Below are 24,492 nucleotides of genomic sequence, written 5' to 3'. Positions count from 1 at the left end.
AAGAAAGGATTTCTTGCATGGCTGATTATTATCAGTATTTGATCCTGCCTGTTTCTTTCCTGCGCCCATGGGTATCCACAACATGAGTGCCGGTAACGCGTTACGGCTTTCAAGTGATGCCGGACTAAAGGAACTTTCCGAACTACTGCGCAATTGCCACTATGCGCACAGTGCCCACTATCCAGCATTGGATGTTGCGCTGCTGGGACGCGAAGCTTGCCGGGCATTCAATGCGACCTGGGAGCATTTGCATACCGATGCGTATCTCAGCGCAGAGAACGGTCTTCGCGAACGACGCATCTGCAAGTTCCAGTATCGCCAACGGGAACGCCAGTGGACGGCGCTGCAAGACTGCCACTTTTTTCAAGCCGAGACCGACAACCCGCTGTTGGGCGGGGTGCAGCGCACCTACACCCGCTGCGAGGCGACGTTCATTGACTCCCCGATTCTACAGACACTGCTGGCCGCCGACCTGGCACTGCTGGACATGGCGCTGGGGCCGCGCGACTGGCTCGTGACCTGCCATCAGTTCCGTATCCTCTGCGATCAAGGCAATGCTGGCCAGGCCACTCCCGAGGGCCGACATCGCGACGGGCACGATTTTGTCTTTCAACACCTGATTCAACGTCAGCATGTCATCGGTGGCGAAAGCCGGATATTTGATGAAGAAGGTGGCCAAGTATTCAGTGCAACTTTGACTGACTATCTGGAAACCGTCGTCTTGAATGACCGAATACTTCTGCATGAAGTTTCCCCACTGCAAACATCGAGCATTAATTCGGATCGCGGCAGTCGCGATATGTTGATTATCGACTTCGACCTGGCGGACTACTAATGAATCATTCGACTCATGCACTTTCAGTCAGTACCCCACTCGCGCATAACTTCATCATTGAACAGTTTCAACAGGCGTACGCACGAAGAACTTCCACACTATCGCTGACCGCCAATGAAAACATATTGTCCGAGACTGCACGCACGCTAGGACAGAATCGCCATTACGAGCGTTACTTGTTCAATGCACAGACCATTGACGGTCAATGCTATGCCGCCGAATTCAATGGCATGCAGGTCGAACACTTCCCCGAAGTCGAAACATTAAAGGCTTTGGCGACCCAAGCCGTGCAGGCAATGTTCAACGCGCCGTTCGTCGAATACCGTGTGCTCTCCGGCGTGCACTGCACGCTGAGCGTGCTGGCCGCCCTGACCGAGCCGGGCGACTGCGTATTATCACTGGCGCCCGAAAGTGGCGGGCATTTCGCAACCGGGCCTCTGGTACAGAAGATGGGCCGGCACAGCGTCTTTTTGAAACTGACGGCTGACGGACAAATTGATCTCGGGGACGTTGATCGGCAACTCCAGGCGTGCGGTGTACAACCGGCAGCCGTACTGCTCGACCATGGTCTGACCACACGGGCAATCGCCCTTAAACCACTGCGCGCGCTGCTGAACCACCGGGGCTTTGAGCGGACACTGATCATCTACGATGCGTCGCACACTCTGGGCCTCATCGCCGGGAAGGCCTTTCCCAATCCGCTTGACGAGGGGGCGGATATTCTTCAAGGCAACACCCACAAATCCCTGGCAGGTCCGCACCGGGCACTGATCGTCTGCCGGCGTGCCGATCTGGCCCAGCGGATCGAGCAAACGCTCAGCGGTGCGCTGGTGTCCTCGCCCAATCTGCCCGGTCTGCTGCAACTGTTCGTCAGCCTGCTGGAAACCCAGCGCTACGGCCAGGCCTACGCCCAACGCATGTGCGCCAATACTCGCCAGTTGCACGACGCACTCGCCGACCTGCCGGGCTGGACGCTGCACCCCTCCGACACGCACCTGCTGTTGCTCGAAGGCGAACTGGCCCGGCAAGCGGCGCAGCAGCTCAATGAACTGGGGATCCGGATCAACAATAAACAGATCAATGGCCGCGACTGCCTGCGCTTCGGCCTGCAGGAAATTACTCGTCTGGGGATCAGCAGCGAAGACCTGGATGCCTTGGCGCACATCATTCGCAATGTCTTGAGCGGTGGCGCCTACGGCGTGGACCGGATTCGTCTGGCTCACATTTGCCAGCGCCTGAACCGGGTCCACTACAGCTTCGATCAGGAGGTTGACGAATGAGTGCAGCGGCCTGCCTGATCATCGGCAATATTCGTGACGGAGAATACGAGGGCCTGATTGCCGAGGGCATCACCCCTTTGCTGATTGCCGATAGTCGCAAAACCAGCAAGATCGCCGATGCGAAACAGATCTCGCCGGTGGCGCTGTACGACTTTTCCAGAGGGCTGACCGCGGATCTGATCCAGCTGACGCAGCAGTTGCTGGACGAGCATGGCTTCACCAGTGTCCTGAATTTCCGTGAAGGCTATGTCGCGATCACGGGGCGGCTGTGTGCGGCGCTGCCGGCGCTGGCCCACTTGCACCGTAACGTGGAAAACACGCTGGACAAGGTGCTGCAACGCCAATGCTTCCAACAGTCGCGCAACCTGGATCTGCACGTGCTCTCTCGCCAGGTTCGTATCGACGACCTGCTGGCGCGCCCGGGCGATCTGCCCTACCCGTTCATCCTGAAGCCAGCGAACCTTTACAGCAGCCTGTTCGTACGCTGCATCGACGATCAGCAGGATCTGCTCGACTACGCCCGTCATGAATGGCCGGCGCTGCAGCGCTATGTGGCGGGCAAAAGCCGCGAAACCGATCAACTGCTGCTGGAGGAATTTCTCCAGGGCTCCAACCATTCCATCGACTGCACGATTGCCGCCGATGGCACGATCAGCAGTTTTCCGATCGTCGATGTGATTGCCGGCGTCGATATTGATCGCGGCGACTTTCACCATTTCGCCCGCTACACGCCGTCGCTGCTGGAGCCCGACGCAGCGCTGAAGGAGCGTTGCCATCGCCTGGCCCATGACGCCGTGAAAGCGTTAGCGCTCAAAGGCACGTTTGCCCATGTCGAGTTCATTCTCACCCCCCGCGGGCCAAGAGTCCTCGAAGTCGGCGCACGCCCCGGCGGCAGCCGGATTCATGTGATTCGCCAAGCCTGGGGGCTGGCGCTGGATGTCTGCTACCACCGCGCGCTGTCCGCCGAGCCTCTGCCCAGCGCCAGCGAAGCGCCGGATGCGTTCGGCATCGCCACCCCTTTTGCCCGCACAGACCGGCTCTATGACGGACTGCACGGCGCCGACCGGATCTGCCGCTTGCCAGGTTTCCAGCGTTGGTACGCCTACGTCACTCCGGGCGAAGCCATCGGACCGGTCAGCAACGGTTTTCAGAACTACCTGTACATCGAGTTCAGGCAACCCGACACCGCCCGCCTGCGACAATCCTTGCTCGCCGTCAGCGACATTGATGTCTATGGCGAGCAGCCCACGGCGGCGAACACCAAACACATTCTGCTCATCGGCGGGCGTGATTCGGGACTGGATTGGGATACTGCGCGGCAGTTTCGATTTACTCTCGTCCAGCAACCCGGCGAGTTATCTGACTATCAGCGCGAGCGCGCAACGCTAGTGCTGACGCCTGACATCGCCGATCTGCCGGCCTACAGCACGATGGTAGAACGGCTGCACCGGCAATCGCCATTCGATGCCGTGGTTTCGTTTTCGGAACTGGGCCTGTTGCCCGCGTCACGCTTGGGCGAACGTCTGGGCATCGTCCACAACAACCTGCGCAGTGTGGAAGTCAGTCGCGACAAACTGCTGTTTCGCCAATTGCTCAAAGGCAGTCGCTACGAGTTGCCCACTGCCGCTATCAACCATGGTGCCGAGGCTCGCGCTTTCGTGCTGCGCCATGGCCCGGCCATCGTCAAACCCGTCAACGGTTCGGGCAGTCAGGGCGTCTATGCCATAGACAGGCCCGAGGATGTCGAACACCTCTCGCTGGAGGGAAACAATCTGATCGAGGCCTTCGCCAGCGGCGACGAATACAGCGTTGAATCCCTCAGCCTGGATGGCCAGCACCGGATTCTCGGCATCACGCGCAAATACACCAGCGGTGCCCCCGGTTATGTCGAAACCGGGCATGACTTTCCTGCCGGGCTCGACGAGAAAACCGCCGCGCAGATCGAAGAAGCGGTGCTGTGGCTGCTCGGGCGAATGGGCAACCGCTGGGGCCCGGCCCACACGGAAATCAAGCTGGACGGTTCACGCCTGCAATTCATCGAAACCCAGACCCGCTTCGGCGGTGACCAGATCTGGGAAATGGTCTGGAAAACCACAGGGGTGCATTTGGCAGCCAGCACCATCGCCGCGATGGCCGGCACGTCACTGCCGACGCCCGAGAAAACCTACGCCAAAATGGCGATCCGCTACATCGAGGCGGCCCCGACCGCCAATCCGCAACAGCTCCAGGCACGCCTGCTGCAACACCCGTTTGCATTACGCGTGAACCTCAACCCCGACAAGTTCGGCCAGAGCATCAGCCGTTCCGCAGACCGCCACGGCTACACGCTGCTGGGCTGCAGCGACGCCGACGACCCGGCGGACTTCAACGCCGCGATCACCCACCCAGAGTTCACTACGCAAGGACCAGCGCAATGACCCGTAAAGACCCGCTATATCACATCGAAGGCCCGATCAGCGCTCACTTCCCGATGATCTCCTTTTCCACCAATGTCTACGACAACCCTGCAGACATCCTGGGTTCGATCACCGATCTGGCCAGACATTTCCAAGCGGTCGAGTTCGAGATCGGCGAAGACGCCGAAAAAACCTTCTGGTCGCTGAGCGCCGAAGACCGGTCTGAGCTTGCCGGGAAAATCCGCAGCTTCGCCGAACACAATGGCATCACGCTGACCGTCCACGCCGGATGGTGGGGTCGCCAGTACAACCTGTGCTCCCCGGATTTGACCGAACGTGCCCAAGCGGTGGACTGTCTGAGTGCCGCCGTGGAGTTTTCCCACGAGGCCGGCGCCACCAGCGTCACTTTTCATCCCGGCTACAAAGATCAACTGGAAAACGGCGAACTGCTGGACAACCTGATAGTAGCGATCAACCAGGTGACCAAGCGCTGCAACACCGATGGCATCGCCCTGTGCCTGGAGAACATGGGCGGTCAGCGGCCGAAATTCCCGGTCTTCACCGTCGAGGAACACCTGCGCTTTCACAAGGAGACCGGGTGCTTCGTGACCATCGACGTGACGCATCTGTGCTCACTGCTGCCGTATGGTGAAAGCCTGTTCAAAGCCATTGCCGATCTGGCGCCGGTTACCCGGCATCTGCACATTGCCGACCTCAACAACACCCACCATCAACATCTGCCGATTGGCGAAGGCAACTTGCGCCTGAGCGATGTGCTCAATCGCTTCGCGGTCAACGGCTATCGGGGTGTGGCCGTGGTGGAGGAGTTCATTCCGCGCTTCTCCACCGAGTACTACCTGGAAAAAGCCCTGGCCTACAAGAACGGCGTAGAGCAATTGCTGGCCGGCTCGCGGCACAGCACTCATGCTGGTTGAGTCGAACCTGGCAAAACCGGCATCGCGCAGCGAGATCGCGACCGGTATCCGCGATGCGCTACCGTTCGTCTTCTCGCTGCTGCTGACCTTCACCCTGATCGGCATGCTCGGGCGCCGCCATGGTCTGGATCTTCCGGCCATGGTGGTTTTCAGCGGTACGGTAATGGCCTCGCCATTGCAACTGACGCTGCTGGAAACCCCCGCGCACCTGCTTAACGCCTTTGGCGTGCTGGTCTCGGCGCTGAGTATCAACTTGCGTTTTCTGGTCTTCACACTGAGCCTGAAATCCAGCCTCCAGGGCCCGGTCAAAGCGTTTGTCCCCGCCCTGGCGGTGATGGCAAATGCGGCTTTCACGTTGATGTCGATCCGCAAGGATCAGCAACCGATCAGCCGCCCGTATGCCAACACCGTGTGCTTTCTGCTGTACGCCGCCGCCCTGCTTGGCACCGTGGTCGGGTATTGCTTCGCCAGCGTGGCCGACAACGCAGTGATGGATCACGTCAGTGTAGTAATCGCGATTTTCATCAGCGCTTCGCTTGGCAAGATGGCCCGCGACCGTCACAACTTCCATGCGCAATGGATTGCCGGCCTGGCCACCGCCGCGAGCTTGCTGTGGCTGGGCGAGGTCAGCTTGCTGCTGGTGCTCGCCATCACCGTTCTGACGAGCTATGTCTATGATTGAACCTGGTACTTTCTGGCTGTACGTACTGATTTGCGCGCTGGTTTCGATCGTCTGCCGCTTGCTGCCGCTGGCCGTCGATGTCGAACGGCTTTCGGCAACTGCCCGCGCTTTCATCGATCGTCTGGGAAAATACACATCGGTGGCGATGCTCGTCAGCCTGCTGGCGGTCTCACTCTATCCTTTGGCCAGCCAGCACCTGGCGGCCATGCCATGGATCCTGCCGGTGGCGTTGGCGTGGCTGCTGAGCCTGACGCGAATCAAATCCTATTATGCGTTCCTGATGGCGCTGGGGGTGTACGTCCTGCTGATCATGCGCTAGGCGTCGATTGACTCAAATCCCCCGCCCATGCTCTCCTACACAACTTGTTACGGGTGCCCTTCACAGGGTGAAACGGGAAACCGGTGAATCATGTGCTTTACTCAAGCCCATGTCAGTCCGGTGCTGCCCCCGCAACGGTAAGCGAGCGAAGCGTCAAAACCACTGTGCCAATACGGTATGGGAAGGTGACGCTTGCAGGTCGGCCTGACGCCAGCCCCTCGTGAGCCCGGAGACCGGCCCGCAACACACAGCCCGCATTTGTGCGGCGCTGCACATAACAAACCCGCGGTGGGCGGGCGCTGTTCGAACCTCTGCGAGCCCGACCCGCAGGGGTTTTCATGCGCTCTATTCACCCGCTGACACTCCAGAGGGAAGCGCCATGTCGATTATCAGCAGCACCGGCAGCAACACGGACAAAATCGCCAGCACCACCACCCTGAGCCAACGCCTGACCGCCGCAATCTTTGCGTCGATCCTCGGCGCCAGTCTGGTTTACTTTGCCGGTTTCTCGCACATCGAAGCGGTACACAACGCCGCCCACGATACCCGCCACAGCGCCGCGTTCCCGTGCCATTGAGACCTGCCGACATGATCAAGCGTATCGCGCAAACTGCAGGTTTCTCTGGTCTGCTGGCCGCCCTGCTCCTCACTCTGCTGCAAAGCTTCTGGGTTTCGCCGCTGATTCTGCAGGCGGAAACCTTCGAGAAGTCCGAGCCGGTGGCGGTTCACGAACATGCCGCTGGCGTGGCTGCGCACACCCATGATGCCGAGGCCTGGGAGCCGGAAGACGGCTGGCAGCGCGTAGTCTCGACCACTGGCGGTAATCTGGTCGTAGCCGTCGGTTTCGCCCTGATGCTCGCCGGCCTGTACACCCTGCGCGCGCCGACCAAAACTTCGCAGGGCCTGCTCTGGGGCCTGGCCGGTTACGCGACGTTCGTGCTTGCTCCGACCTTGGGCCTGCCACCAGAACTGCCGGGCACCGCTGCGGCCGATCTGGCTTCGCGGCAGACGTGGTGGATCGGCACGGCCGCTTCGACGGCTGTAGGTCTGTCGCTGATCGCGTTCAGCCGTCACTGGCTGATGAAGGTCCTCGGTGTGGCCATCCTCGCTGTGCCCCACGTGATCGGCGCACCGCAACCGGAAGTGCATTCGATGCTCGCCCCCGAAGCACTCGAAGCTCAGTTCAAAATCGCTTCGCAGTTGACCAACGTGGCGTTCTGGCTGGCCCTGGGCCTGATCAGCGCCTGGTTGTTCCGCCGCAAAAGCGCTGGTCAATACCACGCATGACCGATGACCGCGCAGCGCCGACCTTCGTGGTCGGCCTGGGCTGCCAGCGCGGCTGCCCGGCCAGCACGCTGCGCGCGTTACTCGATCAAGCGCTACAGGCGCATCGCATTGAGCTTGAGGCGGTGAAAGCGTTGGCCAGTATCGACTTGAAGCGCGACGAGCCGGGCCTGCAAGAACTTGCTGCACAACTGGCTCTGCCCCTGCTGTACTTCAGCAGTGACGAACTGGCCAGCTACCAACAGCGGCTCAGTCACCATTCACAGATTGCTTACGAACGCACCGGTTGCTACGGCGTCGCCGAAAGTGCCGCGCTTGCGCTCGCTGAACAGCTGATTCAAGCGCCGGCAAAACTGCTGATCTCCCGGCAAAAATACGCTCAGGCCACGCTGGCATTGGCCGGCGCGGCGTAAAATCCCGATAATCCCCGCCATTGATCATGAGCGTTGTTCATCTGCAACGCAGTCGTGCCCTCTTTTACTCAGGATTCAACGATGACCGTCTACTTCATCGGCGCCGGCCCCGGCGACCCGGAATTGATCACTGTCAAAGGCCAGCGGCTGATTCGCAGTTGCCCGGTGATTATCTACGCAGGTTCGCTAGTGCCGGCGGCGGTACTCGACGGCCATCAAGCCGAAACGGTGGTGAACAGCGCCGAACTGCATCTGGAACAGATCATCGAATTGATCAAGACCGCGCATGCCAAGGGTCAGGATGTGGCGCGGGTGCATTCCGGCGATCCGAGTCTGTATGGCGCGATTGGCGAGCAGATCCGTTATCTGCGTGAGCTGGATATTCCGTTCGAGATCATTCCCGGCGTGACGGCCACCGCAGYCTGTGCGGCGCTGCTTGGCGCGGAATTGACGCTGCCGGACGTGTCGCAAAGTGTGATTCTGACCCGCTACGCCGACAAAACCGCAATGCCGGCAGGCGAAGAGCTTGGCAGTCTGGCGCAGCATGGCGCGACCATGGCGATTCATCTGGGCGTTAATCATCTGGATAAGATTCTGGCCGAACTGTTGCCGCACTACGGCGCGGATTGCCCGATTGCGGTGATTCACCGAGCAACATGGCCGGATCAGGATTGGGTAGTCGGGACACTGGCGGATATCGCCGGAAAGGTCGAGGCCAAAGGGTTTCGGCGTACGGCGTTGATTCTGGTGGGTCGGGTATTGGGCAGTGAGGTGTTCAGCGAGTCATCGTTGTATCGCGCCGGGCATGCGCATCTCTATCGCCMATGAAGCCGCCTTCGCGAGCAAGCTCGCTCCCACATTTGGAATGCGATCAAATGTGGGAGCGAGCTTGCTCGCGAAGGCGTCGGTACATGTCACCCATAAAAAAACGGCGCTCACGGGGCGCCGTTTTTCATGTCCGCAGCGAACACCTTAGTAGTAGGCGTTTTCTTTCTGCGTGTGGTCGGTCACGTCGCGAACGCCTTTCAGCTCCGGAATACGCTCGAGCAAGGTGCGCTCGATGCCTTCCTTCAAGGTTACGTCCGCCTGGCCGCAGCCCTGGCAACCGCCACCGAACTGCAAAACGGCGATGCCGTCTTCAACCACATCGATCAGGCTGACCTGACCGCCGTGGCTGGCCAGCCCCGGGTTGATTTCGGTTTGCAGGTAATAGTTGATGCGCTCATTGACCGGGCTGTCAGCGTTGACCATCGGTACTTTGGCGTTCGGCGCCTTGATGGTCAGCTGGCCGCCCATGCGGTCGGTGGCATAGTCGACAACGGCGTCATCGAGAAACGCTTCGCTGAAGTGATCGATATACGCGGTGAAGCTTTTCAGCCCCAACGCGGTGTCTTCAGGTTTTTCTTCGCCCGGCTTGCAGTAGGCAATGCAGGTTTCAGCGTACTGGGTGCCAGGCTGGGTGATGAAGACGCGGATGCCAATGCCCGGGGTGTTCTGCTTGGAGAGCAGATCAGCCAGGTAATCGTGGGCGGCGTCGGTAATGGTAATAGCGGTCATGGAAACTCCTCGCAGGCTTGGGCGCAGTTTACGCCAATCATTGCGCCGGACAAAGTCCTAGTATTTTTGTCGGGAAAGATTCTCGTCCGGCTCCATGTCAACCCGCGCCTTGAGCCAATGGTAGCTGCGCTTTTCCACCCATTCGTAGCTCAACCACGAGCCAACGCCAATCGCCAGCGCGCACAGGGCAAACATCAAATACGGGTTGATCGCGTAGCGCTGCGCGATAAATCCCCCCGCCGACAGCACCAGCACGTGCATCAGGTAAACCGAATACGAGCAATCGCCAAGCAGTTTGAGCATTCGGCTGCGCTCGACATAACGCTCAAGTGAGATACACGCCATGACCAGCACTGCACTCGGCACGCCCCAGTTCAGCAGCCTTGGCGCCGGTGCCAAGTGATAGATCGTCAGCAACGCCGCGACGATGGCCACTAGCGGCAGCCACAGTCCCGCACCGATCCAGCCCCGCCGATAGAGCATGCCAATGCCGATCCCCAGCAGAAACTCATAAACGATGTCCGAGCGATAGAACGCGCTGACCCAGCCAAACCCGGTCCAGGCCTGACACACGGCAAACAACAGCGCCGCGACCACCAGCAGGCGCACCTGCAAACGAAACAGCAGCGCCCAGGCAAACAGCACGTAGAAAAGCATTTCGTAATTCAGTGTCCAGCCGACATTTAACGTCGGATAGATACCGTAGCCGCCAGGATTCTCGGTAGGAATGAACAGCAACGACAGCAGCAGATGGCCCCAGTCCACCGTCTGATCCGGCAGCAAAGGTTGGGCGAACACCACCAGCAGCGCCATCAGCAGCGTGTACAGCCAGTACGCCGGGACGATGCGAAACAGCCGGTACAGCAGGAAACGCGCGGGCGGCAGCGGTTTGTTTTCGGTCGAGAGGAAAATCACCAACCCGCTGATGACAAAGAAAATGTCGACGCCCACCGCGCCTTTGTCGATAAAGAACTGGCCGACCGGTCCGCGCGCCTTGAAGTCAAAAAAAATCTGCATGAAGTGGTGGCACACCACCGTCCACGCGGCCAGCGCACGCAGGGCTTGCACTGAAATCAACATCACCTGCTCCCGATCACAATTCCTGAATCCACCTCAGATCCCTTGTAGGAGTGARCCTGCTCGCGATAGCGGAAAATCAGGCACTAGAGATGTTGAATGTACCGCCGCCATCGCGAGCAGGCTCACTCCTACAAGGGTTTGGTTGTGTTGCTTCAAGTTGGGACAGCAGGCCAATCTGAAACGATCAAAGATTCTCGTAGCGGTTCATGTCCAGCACGCCCTCTTCCACCGGGTCGGTTTCGTGCAGGTATTGGCTCAGATCGTGGAAATAGAACCAGAATTGCGGGTGACTGCGCCGAATACCCCAGCGTTCGACGATTTTTTCGAAACGATTGGCGTCCTTGGCGTTTTCCATTGCATCGACAAACTCCGGCACCTGATCGGCCGGGACATTAAAGATGAAGTTCGGATAGCTGCTGAGCACGCCCGGGTAAATGGTGATCGTGTCCAGCCCGGGCTGATAGCGCAGCGACTCACCAAGCAGGAACGCCACGTTGCTGTGCGCGCGGTTGCGCAACAGGCTGTAGACCTCGCGTTTGCCGTTGGCGGTTGCAATGCGCAGCATGGTGGCTTCCGGCAGTTGGTCGATGACCTTCAAACCGGCCGCCGGACGCGAGGTCAGGCGGCTCAGCGCCTGCTCGGCATTTTGCAGGGCCGGGTCAATATTCGGCCGCGAGCAGTAAGCCCCATCGCAGCGGTTGATCGGATCCGGGTGCGCATTGAGATCACCGTAACGCGCCAGCAACTGCATGGCGAAGTCGTATTTCGGGTCTTTGTCATCAAGTTTGAGTGCCGTCGGCTTGTCGTCGTCGATCGCTTCGTAATCGAGCCACATCTTGAACTGGCCGCTGTTCTGATACCAATCGTCGAGGTAATCCTCTCGGGAGTCGGCCGGCATCAGGCGCAGGAAGTTTTGCTCGGCGCCATTGCGGATCAAATCGAAATACAGACGGGTTTGCGCCTGATGCGAGACGTTGCCGAACACATCGAAGTTGACTGCCAACTGGTAATAGGTGCGCTCCAGCAGCGGATAGTCGAACAGCCACATCGTCTGCGGCACCTCGCCGATCAGGCCTTTGGTCACCGAGGCGCTGTCGAAGTGGCGGAAAATGCTCAACAGCGCGTTGTCGTTGCCGGCCCACAGGGTCGACCAGCTGGGCGCCGGCAAATCAGCGTAGCTGTCGCGGCGCAAGGCTTCGTATTCGTTTCGTTTGTCACGGTAGTTGCGCCACAGGCTCRGTACGCTGCCGACGTCATCGTTCTGCCCGGGCATGGCCAGCAACGGCGTGGCCTGGCCGCGATAGTTCGGGTCAGTGATATAGAGGTCATGTTCCGGCGCCTGGAACAGCGCCCAGAAGTTGTCACGGATCACGTCGGTGGCGATCTGCCCACGGCACACCGGGCCGCGAATAAACGTGCGGACGAAGTATTCGGCGTTATCGAGCATGAACTGATAACGCGCCTGCGCCGGGATCGCTTCAAATGTGGCGAACGGGTTGGCGCGGCTCTGCGGGCCGTAGCCCGGCAAGGCATTAACCTGCCAGTTACCGCTATAGAACAGACTTTTGACCCGCGCCATTTTCGCCGCGCTCAACGGATAGGTGATGTGGGTCTTGTGCACGATCACCCCTTGCACCGGCCACAAGCGGTAATACACCTGAGTGCCCGGATCATCGTTGGGGCGACGGGTGGCGATCAGGTCGATTGGCTGCCCGGTCGGCGTGCGCGAACGTACCCACTGGAAATAATGGCCCGGCTCGCCGTCCTTGAAATAGATATGCGCAAGGTACCAATGCTCGTACAACCAGCGACCGACCAGACTTTGCCGTGCGCCGGGAGTGTTGAGCAGGTTTTCCCACTGGACGATCTGCAGCGCCTCTTTGGTGCTTGGCGCCAGGCCTTGTTCGTCAATCGGCGCACCCGAGGCCAGCCAGCGTTGCAGCGTCTGATATTGCTGATCGGTCAGCCCGGTGACTGCCAGCGGCATGCCTTCTTTCGGATGCGCGCCGGCATAGCCTTCGAACTCGGCGGGCATCGCGCACAGGTTTTCGCGGTTCAGACCCAGCACGATGTCTTCCGGGAGCTTGGCGTTCGGCGTCAGTGGCGTCTTGTGTCCAAGTTCTAGCATGCGCGCCATCAGCGCAGCCTGGCTGCCTTGGGCATCGAGCACCGAATAGAAGTCTTTTTGCTGCCAGGCACGTTTACCGAAGGCATCGTAAAACAGTCGGGTGGTGGGTGCCGCTTGTGTGCGCTCGCCGTCGTAGACCGGCATTTTGCTCGCACCACGGGCCGCGCCCTCACCGCTGCCCAGATTCAACTGGCAGGCCGAGTCGTAACAAGCATGGCAGGCCACGCACTTCTCGGTGAAGATCGGTTGGATATCACGGCTATACGAGATCGTGGGTTCCTGCGCAACGGCGCCCCAGCTTAGAAGCAGCAATAAAATGCTGATGACGCGGTACGACATGCCCTTGATCCCGATCCAGAAAAAAACGCCGCGATTCTACAGTATGACGTTCGTACCAACATGAGCGATATTCATGCAAAAGTCCCATATGCTCTAAAAGCGCACAGGTTTGCTATGATCCCGCTCCTTCGTAATGGTCTTTCCGAGTAGTCCAAATGTCCGATCGCAGCGTCCGCCTTCAAGCTCTCAAGCAAGCTCTCAAAGAGCGCATCCTGATACTCGATGGCGGTATGGGCACGATGATCCAGAGCTACAAGCTCGAAGAGCAGGACTATCGCGGCAAACGCTTCGCCGACTGGCCGAGTGACGTCAAGGGCAACAACGACCTGCTGGTCATCAGCCGTCCGGACGTGATCGGCGGCATCGAGAAAGCCTATCTGGATGCCGGCGCCGACATCCTCGAAACCAACACGTTCAACGCCACGCGCATTTCCATGGCCGACTACGGCATGGAAGAACTGGCGTACGAGCTAAACGTAGAAGGCGCACGTCTGGCGCGCAAGGTTGCCGACGCCAAGACCGCCGAGAACCCGGCCAAGCCGCGCTTCGTCGCCGGCGTGCTCGGCCCGACCAGCCGCACCTGCTCGCTGTCGCCCGACGTCAACAACCCGGGCTACCGCAACGTCACCTTTGATGAACTGGTGGAAAACTACACCGAAGCCACCAAAGGCCTGATCGAAGGCGGCGCGGATCTGATCCTGATCGAAACCATTTTCGACACCCTCAACGCCAAAGCGGCGATCTTCGCCGTGCAAGGCGTGTTCGAAGAGCTGCACATCGAACTGCCGATCATGATTTCCGGCACGATCACTGACGCCTCCGGCCGGACCCTGTCGGGGCAAACCACCGAAGCGTTCTGGAACTCCGTGGCGCACGCCAAGCCAATCTCGGTCGGTCTCAACTGTGCGCTCGGCGCCAGTGAGCTGCGTCCGTACCTGGAAGAGCTGTCGAACAAGGCCAGCACCCACGTATCCGCGCACCCGAATGCCGGCCTGCCGAACGAGTTTGGCGAGTACGACGAACTGCCGTCGGAAACCGCCAAAGTCATCGAAGAATTCGCCCAGAGCGGCTTCCTCAACATCGTCGGCGGTTGCTGCGGCACCACCCCGGGGCACATCGAAGCCATCGCCAAAGCCGTCGCCGGTTACGCGCCGCGTCAGATTCCGGACATTCCGAAGGCCTGCCGCCTCTCGGGTCTGGAGCCGTTCACCATCGATCGCAACTCGCTGTTCGTGAACGTTGGCGAGCGTACCAACATCACCGGTTCGGCCAAGTTCGCCCGTCTGATCCGTGAAGACAACTACACCGAAGCCCTCGAAGTCGCCCTGCAACAGGTCGAGGCCGGCGCGCAGGTGATCGACATCAACATGGACGAAGGGATGCTCGATTCGAAGAAGGCCATGGTGACCTTCCTCAATCTGATCGCCGGTGAACCGGACATCTCCCGCGTGCCGATCATGATCGACTCGTCGAAATGGGAAGTGATCGAAGCCGGCCTCAAGTGCATTCAGGGCAAGGGCATCGTCAACTCGATCAGCATGAAAGAAGGCGTCGAGCAGTTCATCCATCACGCCAAACTGTGCAAACGCTACGGCGCGGCCGTAGTGGTGATGGCGTTTGACGAAGCTGGCCAGGCCGACACCGAAGCGCGCAAGAAAGAAATCTGCAAACGCTCCTACGACATTCTGGTCAACGAAGTCGGCTTCCCGCCGGAAGACATCATCTTCGACCCGAACATCTTCGCCGTCGCTACCGGTATTGAAGAACACAACAACTACGCAGTGGACTTCATCAACGCCTGCGCCTACATCCGCGACGAACTGCCGTATGCGCTGACCTCGGGCGGCGTGTCCAACGTGTCATTCTCGTTCCGTGGCAACAACCCGGTGCGTGAGGCGATCCACTCGGTGTTCCTGCTGTACGCGATCCGCGCGGGCCTGACCATGGGCATCGTCAACGCCGGGCAGTTGGAGATCTACGACCAGATCCCGCAGGAACTGCGCGACGCCGTGGAAGATGTGATTCTCAACCGCACGCCAGAAGGCACCGACGCCCTCCTCGCCATCGCCGACAAGTACAAGGGCGACGGCAGCGTCAAGGAAGCCGAGACCGAAGAGTGGCGCAGCTGGGAGGTCAACAAGCGTCTGGAACATGCGCTGGTCAAAGGCATCACCACGCACATCGTTGAAGACACCGAAGAGTCGCGCCAGTCGTTCGCCCGCCCGATCGAAGTGATCGAAGGCCCGCTGATGTCCGGCATGAACATCGTCGGCGACCTGTTCGGCGCCGGCAAAATGTTCCTCCCGCAAGTGGTGAAATCCGCGCGAGTGATGAAGCAGGCGGTGGCGCACTTGATCCCGTTCATCGAACTGGAAAAAGGCGACAAGCCGGAAGCCAAAGGCAAGATCCTCATGGCAACCGTGAAAGGCGACGTGCACGACATCGGCAAAAACATTGTCGGTGTGGTACTTGGTTGCAACGGCTATGACATCGTCGACCTTGGCGTGATGGTCCCGGCGGAGAAGATTCTGCAGGTCGCCAAAGAACAGAAATGCGACATCATCGGTCTCTCCGGCCTGATCACGCCGTCGCTGGACGAAATGGTTCACGTTGCCCGTGAAATGCAGCGCCAGGACTTTCACCTGCCGCTGATGATCGGTGGCGCGACCACTTCCAAAGCGCACACGGCGGTGAAGATCGAGCCGAAGTACAGCAACGATGCCGTGGTCTACGTGACCGACGCCTCCCGTGCAGTGGGCGTGGCGACGCAGTTGCTGTCGAAAGAATTGAAGGCCGGTTTCGTCGAAAAGACGCGTCTGGAATACATCGATGTGCGCGAACGTACCTCGAACCGCAGCGCCCGCACCGAGCGCCTGAGCTACGCAGCGGCCATCGCCAAGAAGCCACAGTYCGACTGGGCCAATTATCAGCCGGTCAAACCGACCTTCACCGGCAGCAAGGTACTGGACAACATCGACCTCAAGGTCTTGGCCGAATACATCGACTGGACGCCGTTCTTTATCTCTTGGGACCTGGCTGGCAAGTTCCCGCGCATCCTCGAAGATGAAGTGGTCGGTGAGGCCGCCACCGCGCTGTACAAGGACGCGCAGGAGATGCTCGCCAAGCTGATCGACGAGAAGCTGATCAGCGCCCGTGCGGTGTTCGGCTTCTGGCCGGCCAATCAAGTACATGACGACGACATCGAACTGTACGGCGATGACGGCAAGCCATTGGCCAAGCTGCATCACCTGCGCCAGCAGATCATCAAGACCGACGGCAAACCAAACTTCTCGCTGGCTGACTTCGTAGCGCCGAAGGACAGCGAAGTGACCGACTACGTCGGTGGTTTCATCACCACCGCCGGCATCGGCGCCGAAGAAGTGGCCAAGGCTTATCAAGACGCTGGCGACGACTACAACTCGATCATGGTCAAAGCCCTGGCCGACCGTTTGGCCGAGGCCTGCGCCGAGTGGCTGCACCAGCAAGTGCGTAAAGAGCACTGGGGTTATGCCAAGGACGAAGTGCTCGATAACGACGCGCTGATCAAAGAGCAATACAGCGGCATCCGCCCTGCTCCGGGTTACCCGGCGTGCCCGGATCACACCGAGAAAGCGGCGCTGTTCGCCTTGCTCGATCCGCAAGCCGAAGAAATGCGCGCCGGTCGCAGTGGTGTGTTCCTCACCGAACACTACGCGATGTTCCCGGCGGCTGCGGTCAGCGGCTGGTACTTCGCCCACCCGCAAGCGCAGTACTTCGCCGTGGGCAAGGTCGACAAGGATCAGGTGCAAAGCTACACCTCGCGCAAAGGCCAGGAGCTGAGTGTGACCGAGCGCTGGCTGGCGCCGAACCTCGGCTACGACAACTGAAACCCGCCACGGATCTGGGAGCTCAGTCCCAGGTCCGTTCAGGCATTCATTGGCGTCTTGAGGGCCCCGGTTGCGGTGATGATGGCGCGGGTGGTGCATCGATAACCACCGTCGCCAGCTTTTGCAATTCCGTTCGGGACAGTTCCTTCAGCCTGTCGGCGCGTGCCAGCGCCAACTCGATCTCCAGCAGGTTCATGGCCTCTAGATAGCGCTCGCGCGACGCTTCATCGCCGTGTTTGTCCGGATGGGCGTCCTCGACCTCTTCCAGGCGTTGTGTGGCGTTGCGTTCCAGTTCGTCGAAAACGTCAGGGTAAATATCTTTCAGGTAACGGCTCCAGTAGTCACGCGAAATCAGATCGTCCAGAAACAGGCTGGACGCCTCATCCGCCAATACCGCAGCCCGAGCATTGATCAAGCGCTGCCCGCTGATCGGCGTGTCGTATAGCGAGTGTTCTGGCTGACCCGGCAACTCCAGCCCGTCCGGCCAGCCGCGAGTCATGCCAAGCCGGTAACGCAGGCGGATTTGCGCCCGGTCTTGATGGCGTCCGGCGACTTCTGCCAGCCTGTCGACCCGTTCCAGTCGAAACAGCCGCCGAGTCAGATCGAGCAAGGCTCGCCCGCGAAGGTCCGGACGGTCGTGCGGAATATCGCGCAGTGCGGTGTATTCATAAGCGCGAACCTCCAGCTCGCTGAACGTCAGGATTCGGCCATCCGGACACGCACCGTGCGTCTCGGCGTTGTGGAACATCAATTCGCGCAGTTCGCTGTTCTCACTGGCAGCCTCCATGACACGCCACAACCGATGGGTCAGTTCGGCGCGCGCAATCCGGAAGTCCTGGGCATAACGCAACAGGTAGATCAGCTGAAAAAAGCGCTCGTGATTGGGCTCTTCCGCCAACCGCGTCCAAAGGGTTGTTCGCGTGGAGGCCAATGCCGGCGGAGCACCCGCAAGCCAGGGATTCAATGCTTCAGGCGATATAGCCAGAGCCGGATTAGAGACGGGTTCGACGGGCGCCACCACGGCATATATGTCAACGCCGACAGCCCCCTCAGCAGAACCGTTGCTGTCACTGCCCGACTCTGAAAAACCGCTTTCGTCGATGCCGAAGACGTGCGCGTCAATCATGCCGTCAATGTCCTCACGCGCAATGCCCAGTATCTCTGGAGCGTGGTTGACGCGGCTTTGGAACCTGAGTCGCTGTAACGCGTGAAGTGACAGTTCAGTGTTCTCAGACAAGTCCGTGCCCGCGATCAGTTGCGCGTGACTACCGTCGAAGAGTTCATCGGGAATCTCGGTAATGTCGTTGCCACTGAGGTTCAACGTCCGCAGGTTTGGCGCCTCGAGTGCTCCACCGGGCCAATCAATCAGCTGGTTGAAGCGCAGATCAAGCGTTTCGACAGCACCTGATCCAGGCGGGTTGAAAACCTGAAGTTCGTTATAACTGAGGTCGAGCCAGCGCAACCGGATACTACCGAGCAACGGATAGACGCTGGTGGCGCTGGACAGGTCGCAATATTGCATTTCCAGACGTTCCAGCTGACTCATGCGCAGCAGTGGCTCTGGAACAGCCGTCAGCCCATTGCCACTCAGTCTCAATGTCCTGAGATTGGCAAAGGCTCCCAGAAAACCGGATGCGCCGGCGGAGGTCATACCCACACCACTCAGATCCAGCGTGGTGACGCTCGCAAGCGGCACCGTCAGGCTTGGCAAGTCGCCAGTCTGCAAGCCCTCAAGGCCAAGTGTCAGCCCTTCTGCACCGGGGCTATGTCCGAGTCCCGCACGCCAGGCTTCGCGGATACGTACCGCCGCGCGGGAACGGCTTTGCGCAGATACTCGGCGCTCGCCCGTGGGTACACCCCGCGTAAACAGCCAGCCATTCAACTGCCGGGTCAGCCCTTCGCAAGCCTGATGCCATTGAGCGATCTGCACATCTATTTGCCCACTGTTCAATCCTGTTTCACGCAGGTTCTGCAATACCTGCACGGCGCGCTCCTGCGTCATGCCCGGATGCAGGCGCTGCAGATCCGTAAGTCTCCCGGCTTCGCCCGGGGATGCGATACGCTGTTCGGGAAGCACCAATAACAGGCTCGTCAACGACCAGCCCGACTGGCTCGGCAAAATGTTGTCCGGGACGGGCTCCTCGGCAAAACGTGCGAGTGTGCCTTCGGGTAACACAAAGCTGTGTTCGATGCGCTGCAACGCGGCGTTCAGGGCAACCGCACCGGCAGGACTGAAAGCATTGCCGCTCAGATTGACTTTCATCAGCGCGTGCGGATCGGCCAAGGCTTGTGGCGGGAGCGCTGCGATCGCGTTGTCACGCAAGTCGAGCCAGTACAACCGCTCGAGACGCTCGGCACCGGCAGGCCAGGCTTGCAACCGCGTCGCCCTGAGGTTCAGCGCCTGAAGGTGGCGGAAGGCGCTTACATCCAATTGGCCCAGCGGGTTTGCTTGCAGGTTCAGGCTGCCGAGTCGTTGCAAGCCATTGAATTGTGCCTGCACCGCCGGGGTGATCACGATGCTGTTGGCCGATAGGTCGAGTTGTCTCAACGCTGGCAGATCAGCGGCAGCGAACGGCAACTCGGTGAAGTTGTTCCCCGTCATGACCAGCGTTTCGGTTGCACTGAACCCCCGGATAAAGGCGCGCGCCTGTTCGACGGGAACGTCCAGTTGCCCCAGACGCAGCGTGCGGACATGGGCAAAGCTGCCGGCCGGCAATGCTGGCAATTCGATGATCTGCTCCACGCCTGCCTGTTCAATCAGCCCCACTCTCGATACAGGCAATTCAAACGTGGCAATGTCGCCGGGCACGCCATAACGTTGGCGGATGGCGGCATTCCAGCTTTGCTTGAGGGCGCGTAAAGTCCCCGCGTTGCGCCCCGTTGCCCATTGCCAGCGAAGCCCTGCAGAGCGCATCGCCTGCGGATGCGCCGGCATATGAAATTGGGCAAAGATTGCGTCGTGTTCAGCCCTGAGTCGGGTAATCGCCGTCATTCTCGCCTCGGGCGTTGTCCATGCGGCATCGAAGCTCGCCGGTAAGGGATCGAGCAGATCGGGCAAGGTCGCCATGAAGTCCAGCTCCGCCCGGCAATACTGGCTGACCATCTGATTCAGATCGACCAGATGGCCGAGTTCACCGGAGTAGTTGCGGACATATTCGTAAGCACGCATGAACTGCGCCGGAGCCAGCGCCGCCCAGTCCAGCGACAGTCCGGCCCAGAGCCGCTCTTGTCCGCTATACAGGGATTCGGGCAACGCGCGTATCGCGCTGTGCGTCAGATCCAGACGTTCCAGTTGCGCGAGCCGCTCGACGTACGCCGGCCATTGCCATAACGCATAGGGCGCGTCGATGCGCAAGGAGCGCAAGTACCGCAAAGGGCTCAGATCCAGCGCATGCAGGCTTCTGGCGTCGAAGCCGGCATAGTCGAGATGTAGCGTTTCCAGCGACGTAAGCGTACCCAGCGTTGCCGGAAAGTCCGCTGCCAGTGCTGGCGCATGGGTGGAAAAGCGCAGACTGACAAGCCGGGGCAACCGGGCGACCGCCGACGGCACTGAAGTGAGCGGCCGGGTTCTGGACGATAGATATTCCAGACCACGCTCAAGGTTGCCTATCGACAGATGGGTCACCTCGGGAAATTGCGCCAGAAAGGCATCCGCATTGGCGTCCGTCAAGCCGCTGCCAGCCACCGACAGCTCACGTATGTGTGCAAAAGAAGTGTTCAGCTCTGGCAACGGCGCATCACACACCAGCGCCAAGCGTGCCGCGTCCGGAACCTGCGCGGCGAGCGGCGCATTGCGCCATGCGTCGCGCACGGCCTGGGCAAACCGCGCCCTGCCCTGTGCAGCCTCGCTGCCGGACGGACCGGCCTGCCACTGGTCAAGCGCAGCGTTGAGCCCTTCCCACTCACGTTGGCGCATCTGCAACACCGAGAAGATTTGCTGGTCGGTCCGGCCACGTTGCTGCTGGAGAAATGCCTCCGCCTGTTGCGGGCCCGGATAGAGCTCCATCACCCGCACCCAAAGCGAGGGAAGCAGGCCGGAGCCACGCCCGCTCGCGTAATAGCCCTTCAGCGTGGCGCCGATTCGGCTCGGTGCTTTGAACCGCTTGGCCTGTGGCGCCAGCAATTGCGCAACGCCCTCACGGTGCTTGAACGCAGACTCGATAACCTTGCGCTGCAACGCATGACTTCGGCTGCCATCGCTCAATCCCATCGCGGCGGCATTGTCATCGGACAGCACGCGCATGATCGCGCGGTAAAAGCTGTCAGCCGGTCTGGGCGTGCTGTTGAGCGGTTGCCCTCGATCGTCGAAGGCCTGGTAAAACAGCCCGTCCTTGATTAGATACTTTCGGTTGGCTGCGGTGTTTTCACCGAGGCTGTCGAGCAACGCGCCAGTCGGACTGCCCGCGCGAATTTCCAGACGTAACGACTGCGGCCAGCCCGGTAACTTTGACATCGCATGTAAGGCGAGGCGGCGGCTATCCGCCGACGCGAGGTTTTCGCTGTGCAAACCGGCAAATGCACGCGTCTGGCGGCCGCGACCGGCATGCCAGCGCGCTTCTTCAAGCATGTTCAGCGGTGCCCGCCTGGTTGTGTCCAGACGCACCCGTTCCGCCGGTGTGGCGTGATCGAGCACATCCTGCGCGGCGGCCTCGCTCAGACCAGGCGTTTCGCGCCGCAGGATACGCAGGCGAACACTGTCCGGCTCACTGCTGCGGTACAGGCTGTCAACAATCGAAGCCTGGCGCGTATAAACATGCTCCGTCAGCTGCTGGCCGAACGCCTCGGGCCGCGCTACACGAAATTGCGCGGTTTCCCTGCCAAGCAAATAGTTGATCTCATTCTCTTCCAGTGCCGCAAGAATCCGTTCGGGCATTTGCCCATTCAGCACCTGTGTGCGCGTGAGCTGGATCGCTGGCATGATGCTGACTCCGGGCACGGCTTTTTCGCTGCCATAGCGAATCGACGGCCCTGACAGCTCGGGGCCGGCGAAGACCTCCAATACCCGATCGTAGGGCCAGCGCGGCATTTGCGTGACCAGCGGCAAAGCCAGCAAATAACGGTCATCAATCGGTGTCGCGCCGCGCAATTGCTCGATCATTTGCACGGCTTGTGCATCAGCTTTGAACAAGCGCAGGGCGTCGCGCAACTCGGGCGGCGCGGACGCGTGATCCAGGTGCATCTTGCGTAAGCTGTTTTCGCTGACGCCGCTGACATCGGCCAGCGTCAGCAACATTTCATCAGAGAGCCCATCGGTCACATGCCCCATGCGCCGCAACAGCGTCAGGCGATTCCAGCTCATCGGTTGTTCCAGCGTATGGCGCCAGGCACCCTGGCCATTGTGTTGCAGCACTGGCTGGTAAGCGTTGGGCTCAGCGGGATGTTTGATCCGCCACTGCGCTGTGCTCGGATCGACAATCAGTTCGTAGACCTTTTCGCCCTGACGCAGGTAAGTCTTGCCGTCGAGTTGATACCGGCCCGACTGATCCGGCCCGGTCGCGTCACTCAAGCTGATGTCTTGCTGGTAGCTGCTGAGGTCGGGGTTCCACAGGCGTGTTTCGCCGTTGGGCAAGGTCACCGGGTGCAAGTCCTCGATCACCGGCTCCGGCTTGACCGCGCCGAGCTTGCGAAGACCTGCCCCGGCGGCGCTCATTACACCGAGGAGTGCGAGGTTTTCCGCGACATCGATCAAATGCGCCTTGGCTGCGTGCTTGTCGCCCTCACTCCATTCGAGCGCGCCCTCGAAGGTTTCGTACAGCAGTTGCCCCGCCATGATCGCCAGCATGACCTCGCCGAGTACCGGCACGAACATGGACACCAGGTTGAGCACCAGCAGCCCGACTTGCAGCAGGGCCGCAAGTTTTGCATCGCGCACCTTGGCGTCGATGTCACTCGACGGCACCGCATGACTACGGGCATCGGCCAGCACTTTTTCGCAATGCTGCGTATAGAGCCTGGCCCAGAGGTCGCTGTTTTCAGCCCATGGATCGCGCTCATTGTGCGCCATGATCGAGACGGCAATATAAGGATCAGGCTCTGGTTCCATTGGCGGGTACTCAGGTGGCAACTCCTTGAAATCGACAAAAGCCGACAACATACCGAATGCCGCCGGAACTCTGCGCCAGGGCGACGAAATGATATTCGGCGGCGAATCGGCTGACTCGCGCACGAACTGACTGAAATAGTAAGGGCGCTGGTCATAATCCAGGAACTGGCTGATGAATTGCTGGTACGGCGTCGGCCCGGCACTCTGCTCCGCTTGTGCATCCCGGGCGATCAACCGACGCTTGAACGTCTCCTCCATTTGCGTACCGGTGTAGCGCTTCAGCGGATGCTCGGGATCATTGGGCACGTAGACAATGACTGCTTCAGGGGCGCGGCGCCTCTGGCCAATAGCAAAAGCGACGCAGCCGGTCAGTCTGTGCCGCATCAGACTCAAATCATGAAACCAGACCTGCCTGCCGCTCACCTCAGGATGTTTTTCACCGTCGATGACCGAGACGATCATCGCGTGTTCCTCAGACCGAATATCCTTGGTCAGCAACGCTTGCTCGGCCGCCGCCCGCATGGCGGCTTTCTGGCTGGCAATGAACTGCGAGCGCAATGTCTTTGCCAGGTCTGGGTCGGCAGTGTGGAAAAACGCCTTGAGATACGCCTGGTACTTCGCGCCAAGATCCAGATGACGGCACAAACGCAGAAACTCCATGACGGTCAGGTTGACCGTTACGGGCGCAAAAGTACCAGCCGTGGTGGTTTCTTCCTCAAAACCCGAACTGTCGTGAAAGGCACCGGGCAGGCATTCGCGGATTTCGAAATTATGCAGTGCAGCCTGAAGCATCGTCAGGTTCAAGACTTCGAACGAGCCGATTTCCACACTGAAAATACCCATGGTCAAAGAACGCCGGAGGCTGAGGAACGTCTTGTCGACATCGACAGTGACCTTGCAGCGCTCTTCCAGCGCTTGCGTCAGTAGCGGGCGGGCAAACGCGTCGATGTCCTTGAGCGGAGACATTGTTTTGTCCAGTGCAGACTGGGCCAGGACACTGTTCCTGAAACTGCTGTCCAGCGCCTGGCGTTGCTGCGACGACGCTTGTCTGTACCAGGCCGGTATCACTGGCCTGGCCTGTCTGATCTCATCCTTCCTTTGCGCAGCAGCGTCGACCAGCCATTGCGGAACCGCGCCTTCGAGATACTCAGCGTGGAGACTGCCCGTGACCACAGGTTTGGCTGGTTTGTCGTTGACCTGCTGGGGGCTGGAATCGGGGGACATACATCGCTCCTGTAAATGGAGCGTCAGCAGACCATCCCGGGCGAACGCCTCTGCGGTACATAGTTATCGCCCCATGACGCAGTTGTAACGATATGTCTGGGCGACCACCTC

15 protein-coding genes and 1 riboswitch are annotated in these 24,492 nt (G+C 60.0%); of the genes, 11 read left to right on the top strand and 4 right to left on the bottom strand.

Annotation, left to right across the window (positions count from 1 at the left end; all coding sequences use genetic code 11):
• Positions 1-82 precede the first annotated feature (82 nt).
• The 10 genes from AC1DVF_RS04325 (at position 83) to cobM (ending at position 8,972) form a co-directional block, all read left to right on the top strand.
• Positions 83-835, top strand: coding sequence for a 2OG-Fe dioxygenase family protein (locus AC1DVF_RS04325; protein ID WP_186624549.1), 753 nt, complete (start codon positions 83-85; stop codon positions 833-835).
• Positions 835-2,115 carry a hypothetical protein gene (locus AC1DVF_RS04320; protein ID WP_477782063.1) on the top strand — a complete coding sequence of 427 codons (1,281 nt, stop codon included), beginning with the start codon at positions 835-837 and terminating at the stop codon, positions 2,113-2,115. The genes AC1DVF_RS04325 and AC1DVF_RS04320 overlap by 1 nt, the downstream gene beginning before the upstream one ends.
• Positions 2,112-4,532: an ATP-grasp domain-containing protein gene (locus AC1DVF_RS04315; protein ID WP_477782062.1), complete on the top strand. Its 2,421-nt coding sequence runs from the start codon at positions 2,112-2,114 to the stop codon at positions 4,530-4,532. The genes AC1DVF_RS04320 and AC1DVF_RS04315 overlap by 4 nt, the downstream gene beginning before the upstream one ends.
• Positions 4,529-5,446 carry a sugar phosphate isomerase/epimerase family protein gene (locus AC1DVF_RS04310; RefSeq protein ID WP_099756449.1) on the top strand — a complete coding sequence of 306 codons (918 nt, stop codon included), beginning with the start codon at positions 4,529-4,531 and terminating at the stop codon, positions 5,444-5,446. The genes AC1DVF_RS04315 and AC1DVF_RS04310 overlap by 4 nt, the downstream gene beginning before the upstream one ends.
• Positions 5,436-6,128, top strand: coding sequence for an AzlC family ABC transporter permease (locus AC1DVF_RS04305; RefSeq protein WP_186624546.1), 693 nt, complete (start codon positions 5,436-5,438; stop codon positions 6,126-6,128). The genes AC1DVF_RS04310 and AC1DVF_RS04305 overlap by 11 nt, the downstream gene beginning before the upstream one ends.
• Positions 6,121-6,447 (top strand): hypothetical protein, encoded by a 327-nt coding sequence (locus AC1DVF_RS04300; protein ID WP_093430893.1) that lies wholly within the window; start codon positions 6,121-6,123, stop codon positions 6,445-6,447. The genes AC1DVF_RS04305 and AC1DVF_RS04300 overlap by 8 nt, the downstream gene beginning before the upstream one ends.
• Before the next feature lie 34 nt (positions 6,448-6,481).
• A riboswitch (cobalamin riboswitch) is annotated at positions 6,482-6,703 on the top strand.
• A 123-nt stretch (positions 6,704-6,826) separates the two neighbouring features.
• The gene (locus tag AC1DVF_RS04295) at positions 6,827-7,024 is read left to right on the top strand and encodes a CbtB domain-containing protein (RefSeq protein ID WP_093430890.1); all 198 of its coding nucleotides are present in this window, start codon (positions 6,827-6,829) and stop codon (positions 7,022-7,024) included.
• Positions 7,025-7,035: 11 nt separating this feature from the next.
• Positions 7,036-7,734, top strand: a complete 699-nt coding sequence (locus AC1DVF_RS04290; RefSeq protein WP_093430887.1) for a CbtA family protein — start codon at positions 7,036-7,038, stop codon at positions 7,732-7,734.
• Complete coding sequence (locus AC1DVF_RS04285) at positions 7,731-8,144, top strand: cobalamin biosynthesis protein (protein WP_003225490.1); 414 nt, start codon at positions 7,731-7,733, stop codon at positions 8,142-8,144. Before AC1DVF_RS04290 ends, AC1DVF_RS04285 begins: the two co-directional genes overlap by 4 nt.
• 81 nt (positions 8,145-8,225) lie before the next feature.
• Positions 8,226-8,972, top strand: coding sequence for a precorrin-4 C(11)-methyltransferase (gene cobM / locus AC1DVF_RS04280; protein WP_477782061.1), 747 nt, complete (start codon positions 8,226-8,228; stop codon positions 8,970-8,972).
• Positions 8,973-9,116: 144 nt separating this feature from the next.
• On the opposite strand, the gene nfuA is transcribed toward cobM, so the two are convergent.
• The 3 genes from nfuA to AC1DVF_RS04265 all read right to left on the bottom strand — a co-directional run bounded on the left by nfuA (position 9,117) and on the right by AC1DVF_RS04265 (position 13,248).
• Positions 9,117-9,701 carry a Fe-S biogenesis protein NfuA gene (gene nfuA / locus AC1DVF_RS04275; protein WP_007912592.1) on the bottom strand — a complete coding sequence of 195 codons (585 nt, stop codon included), beginning with the start codon at positions 9,699-9,701 and terminating at the stop codon, positions 9,117-9,119.
• 57 nt (positions 9,702-9,758) lie between these two features.
• Positions 9,759-10,781 carry an acyltransferase family protein gene (locus tag AC1DVF_RS04270; protein WP_477782060.1) on the bottom strand — a complete coding sequence of 341 codons (1,023 nt, stop codon included), beginning with the start codon at positions 10,779-10,781 and terminating at the stop codon, positions 9,759-9,761.
• Positions 10,782-10,965: 184 nt separating this feature from the next.
• A complete protein-coding gene (locus tag AC1DVF_RS04265) occupies positions 10,966-13,248 on the bottom strand; it encodes a fatty acid cis/trans isomerase (protein ID WP_477782059.1) in 2,283 nt (760 codons plus the stop codon).
• Positions 13,249-13,403: 155 nt separating this feature from the next.
• Here AC1DVF_RS04265 and metH point away from each other — a divergent pair, with 155 nt between their 5' ends.
• Positions 13,404-17,114: a methionine synthase gene (metH, locus tag AC1DVF_RS04260; protein ID WP_477782058.1), complete on the top strand. Its 3,711-nt coding sequence runs from the start codon at positions 13,404-13,406 to the stop codon at positions 17,112-17,114.
• A gap of 46 nt (positions 17,115-17,160) precedes the next feature.
• Here the strand turns inward: metH and AC1DVF_RS04255 are convergent, their stop codons facing one another.
• On the bottom strand, positions 17,161-24,381 hold the full coding sequence (locus tag AC1DVF_RS04255) for a dermonecrotic toxin domain-containing protein (protein ID WP_477782057.1): 7,221 nt from the start codon (positions 24,379-24,381) through the stop codon (positions 17,161-17,163).
• Between the last annotated feature and the right edge of the window lie 111 nt (positions 24,382-24,492).

The sequence above is a fragment of the Pseudomonas sp. P4_D7 genome (assembly GCF_056401755.1).
Note: the sequence above shows the minus strand (reverse complement) of the source record. Positions and strands in the feature narration are given on the sequence as shown.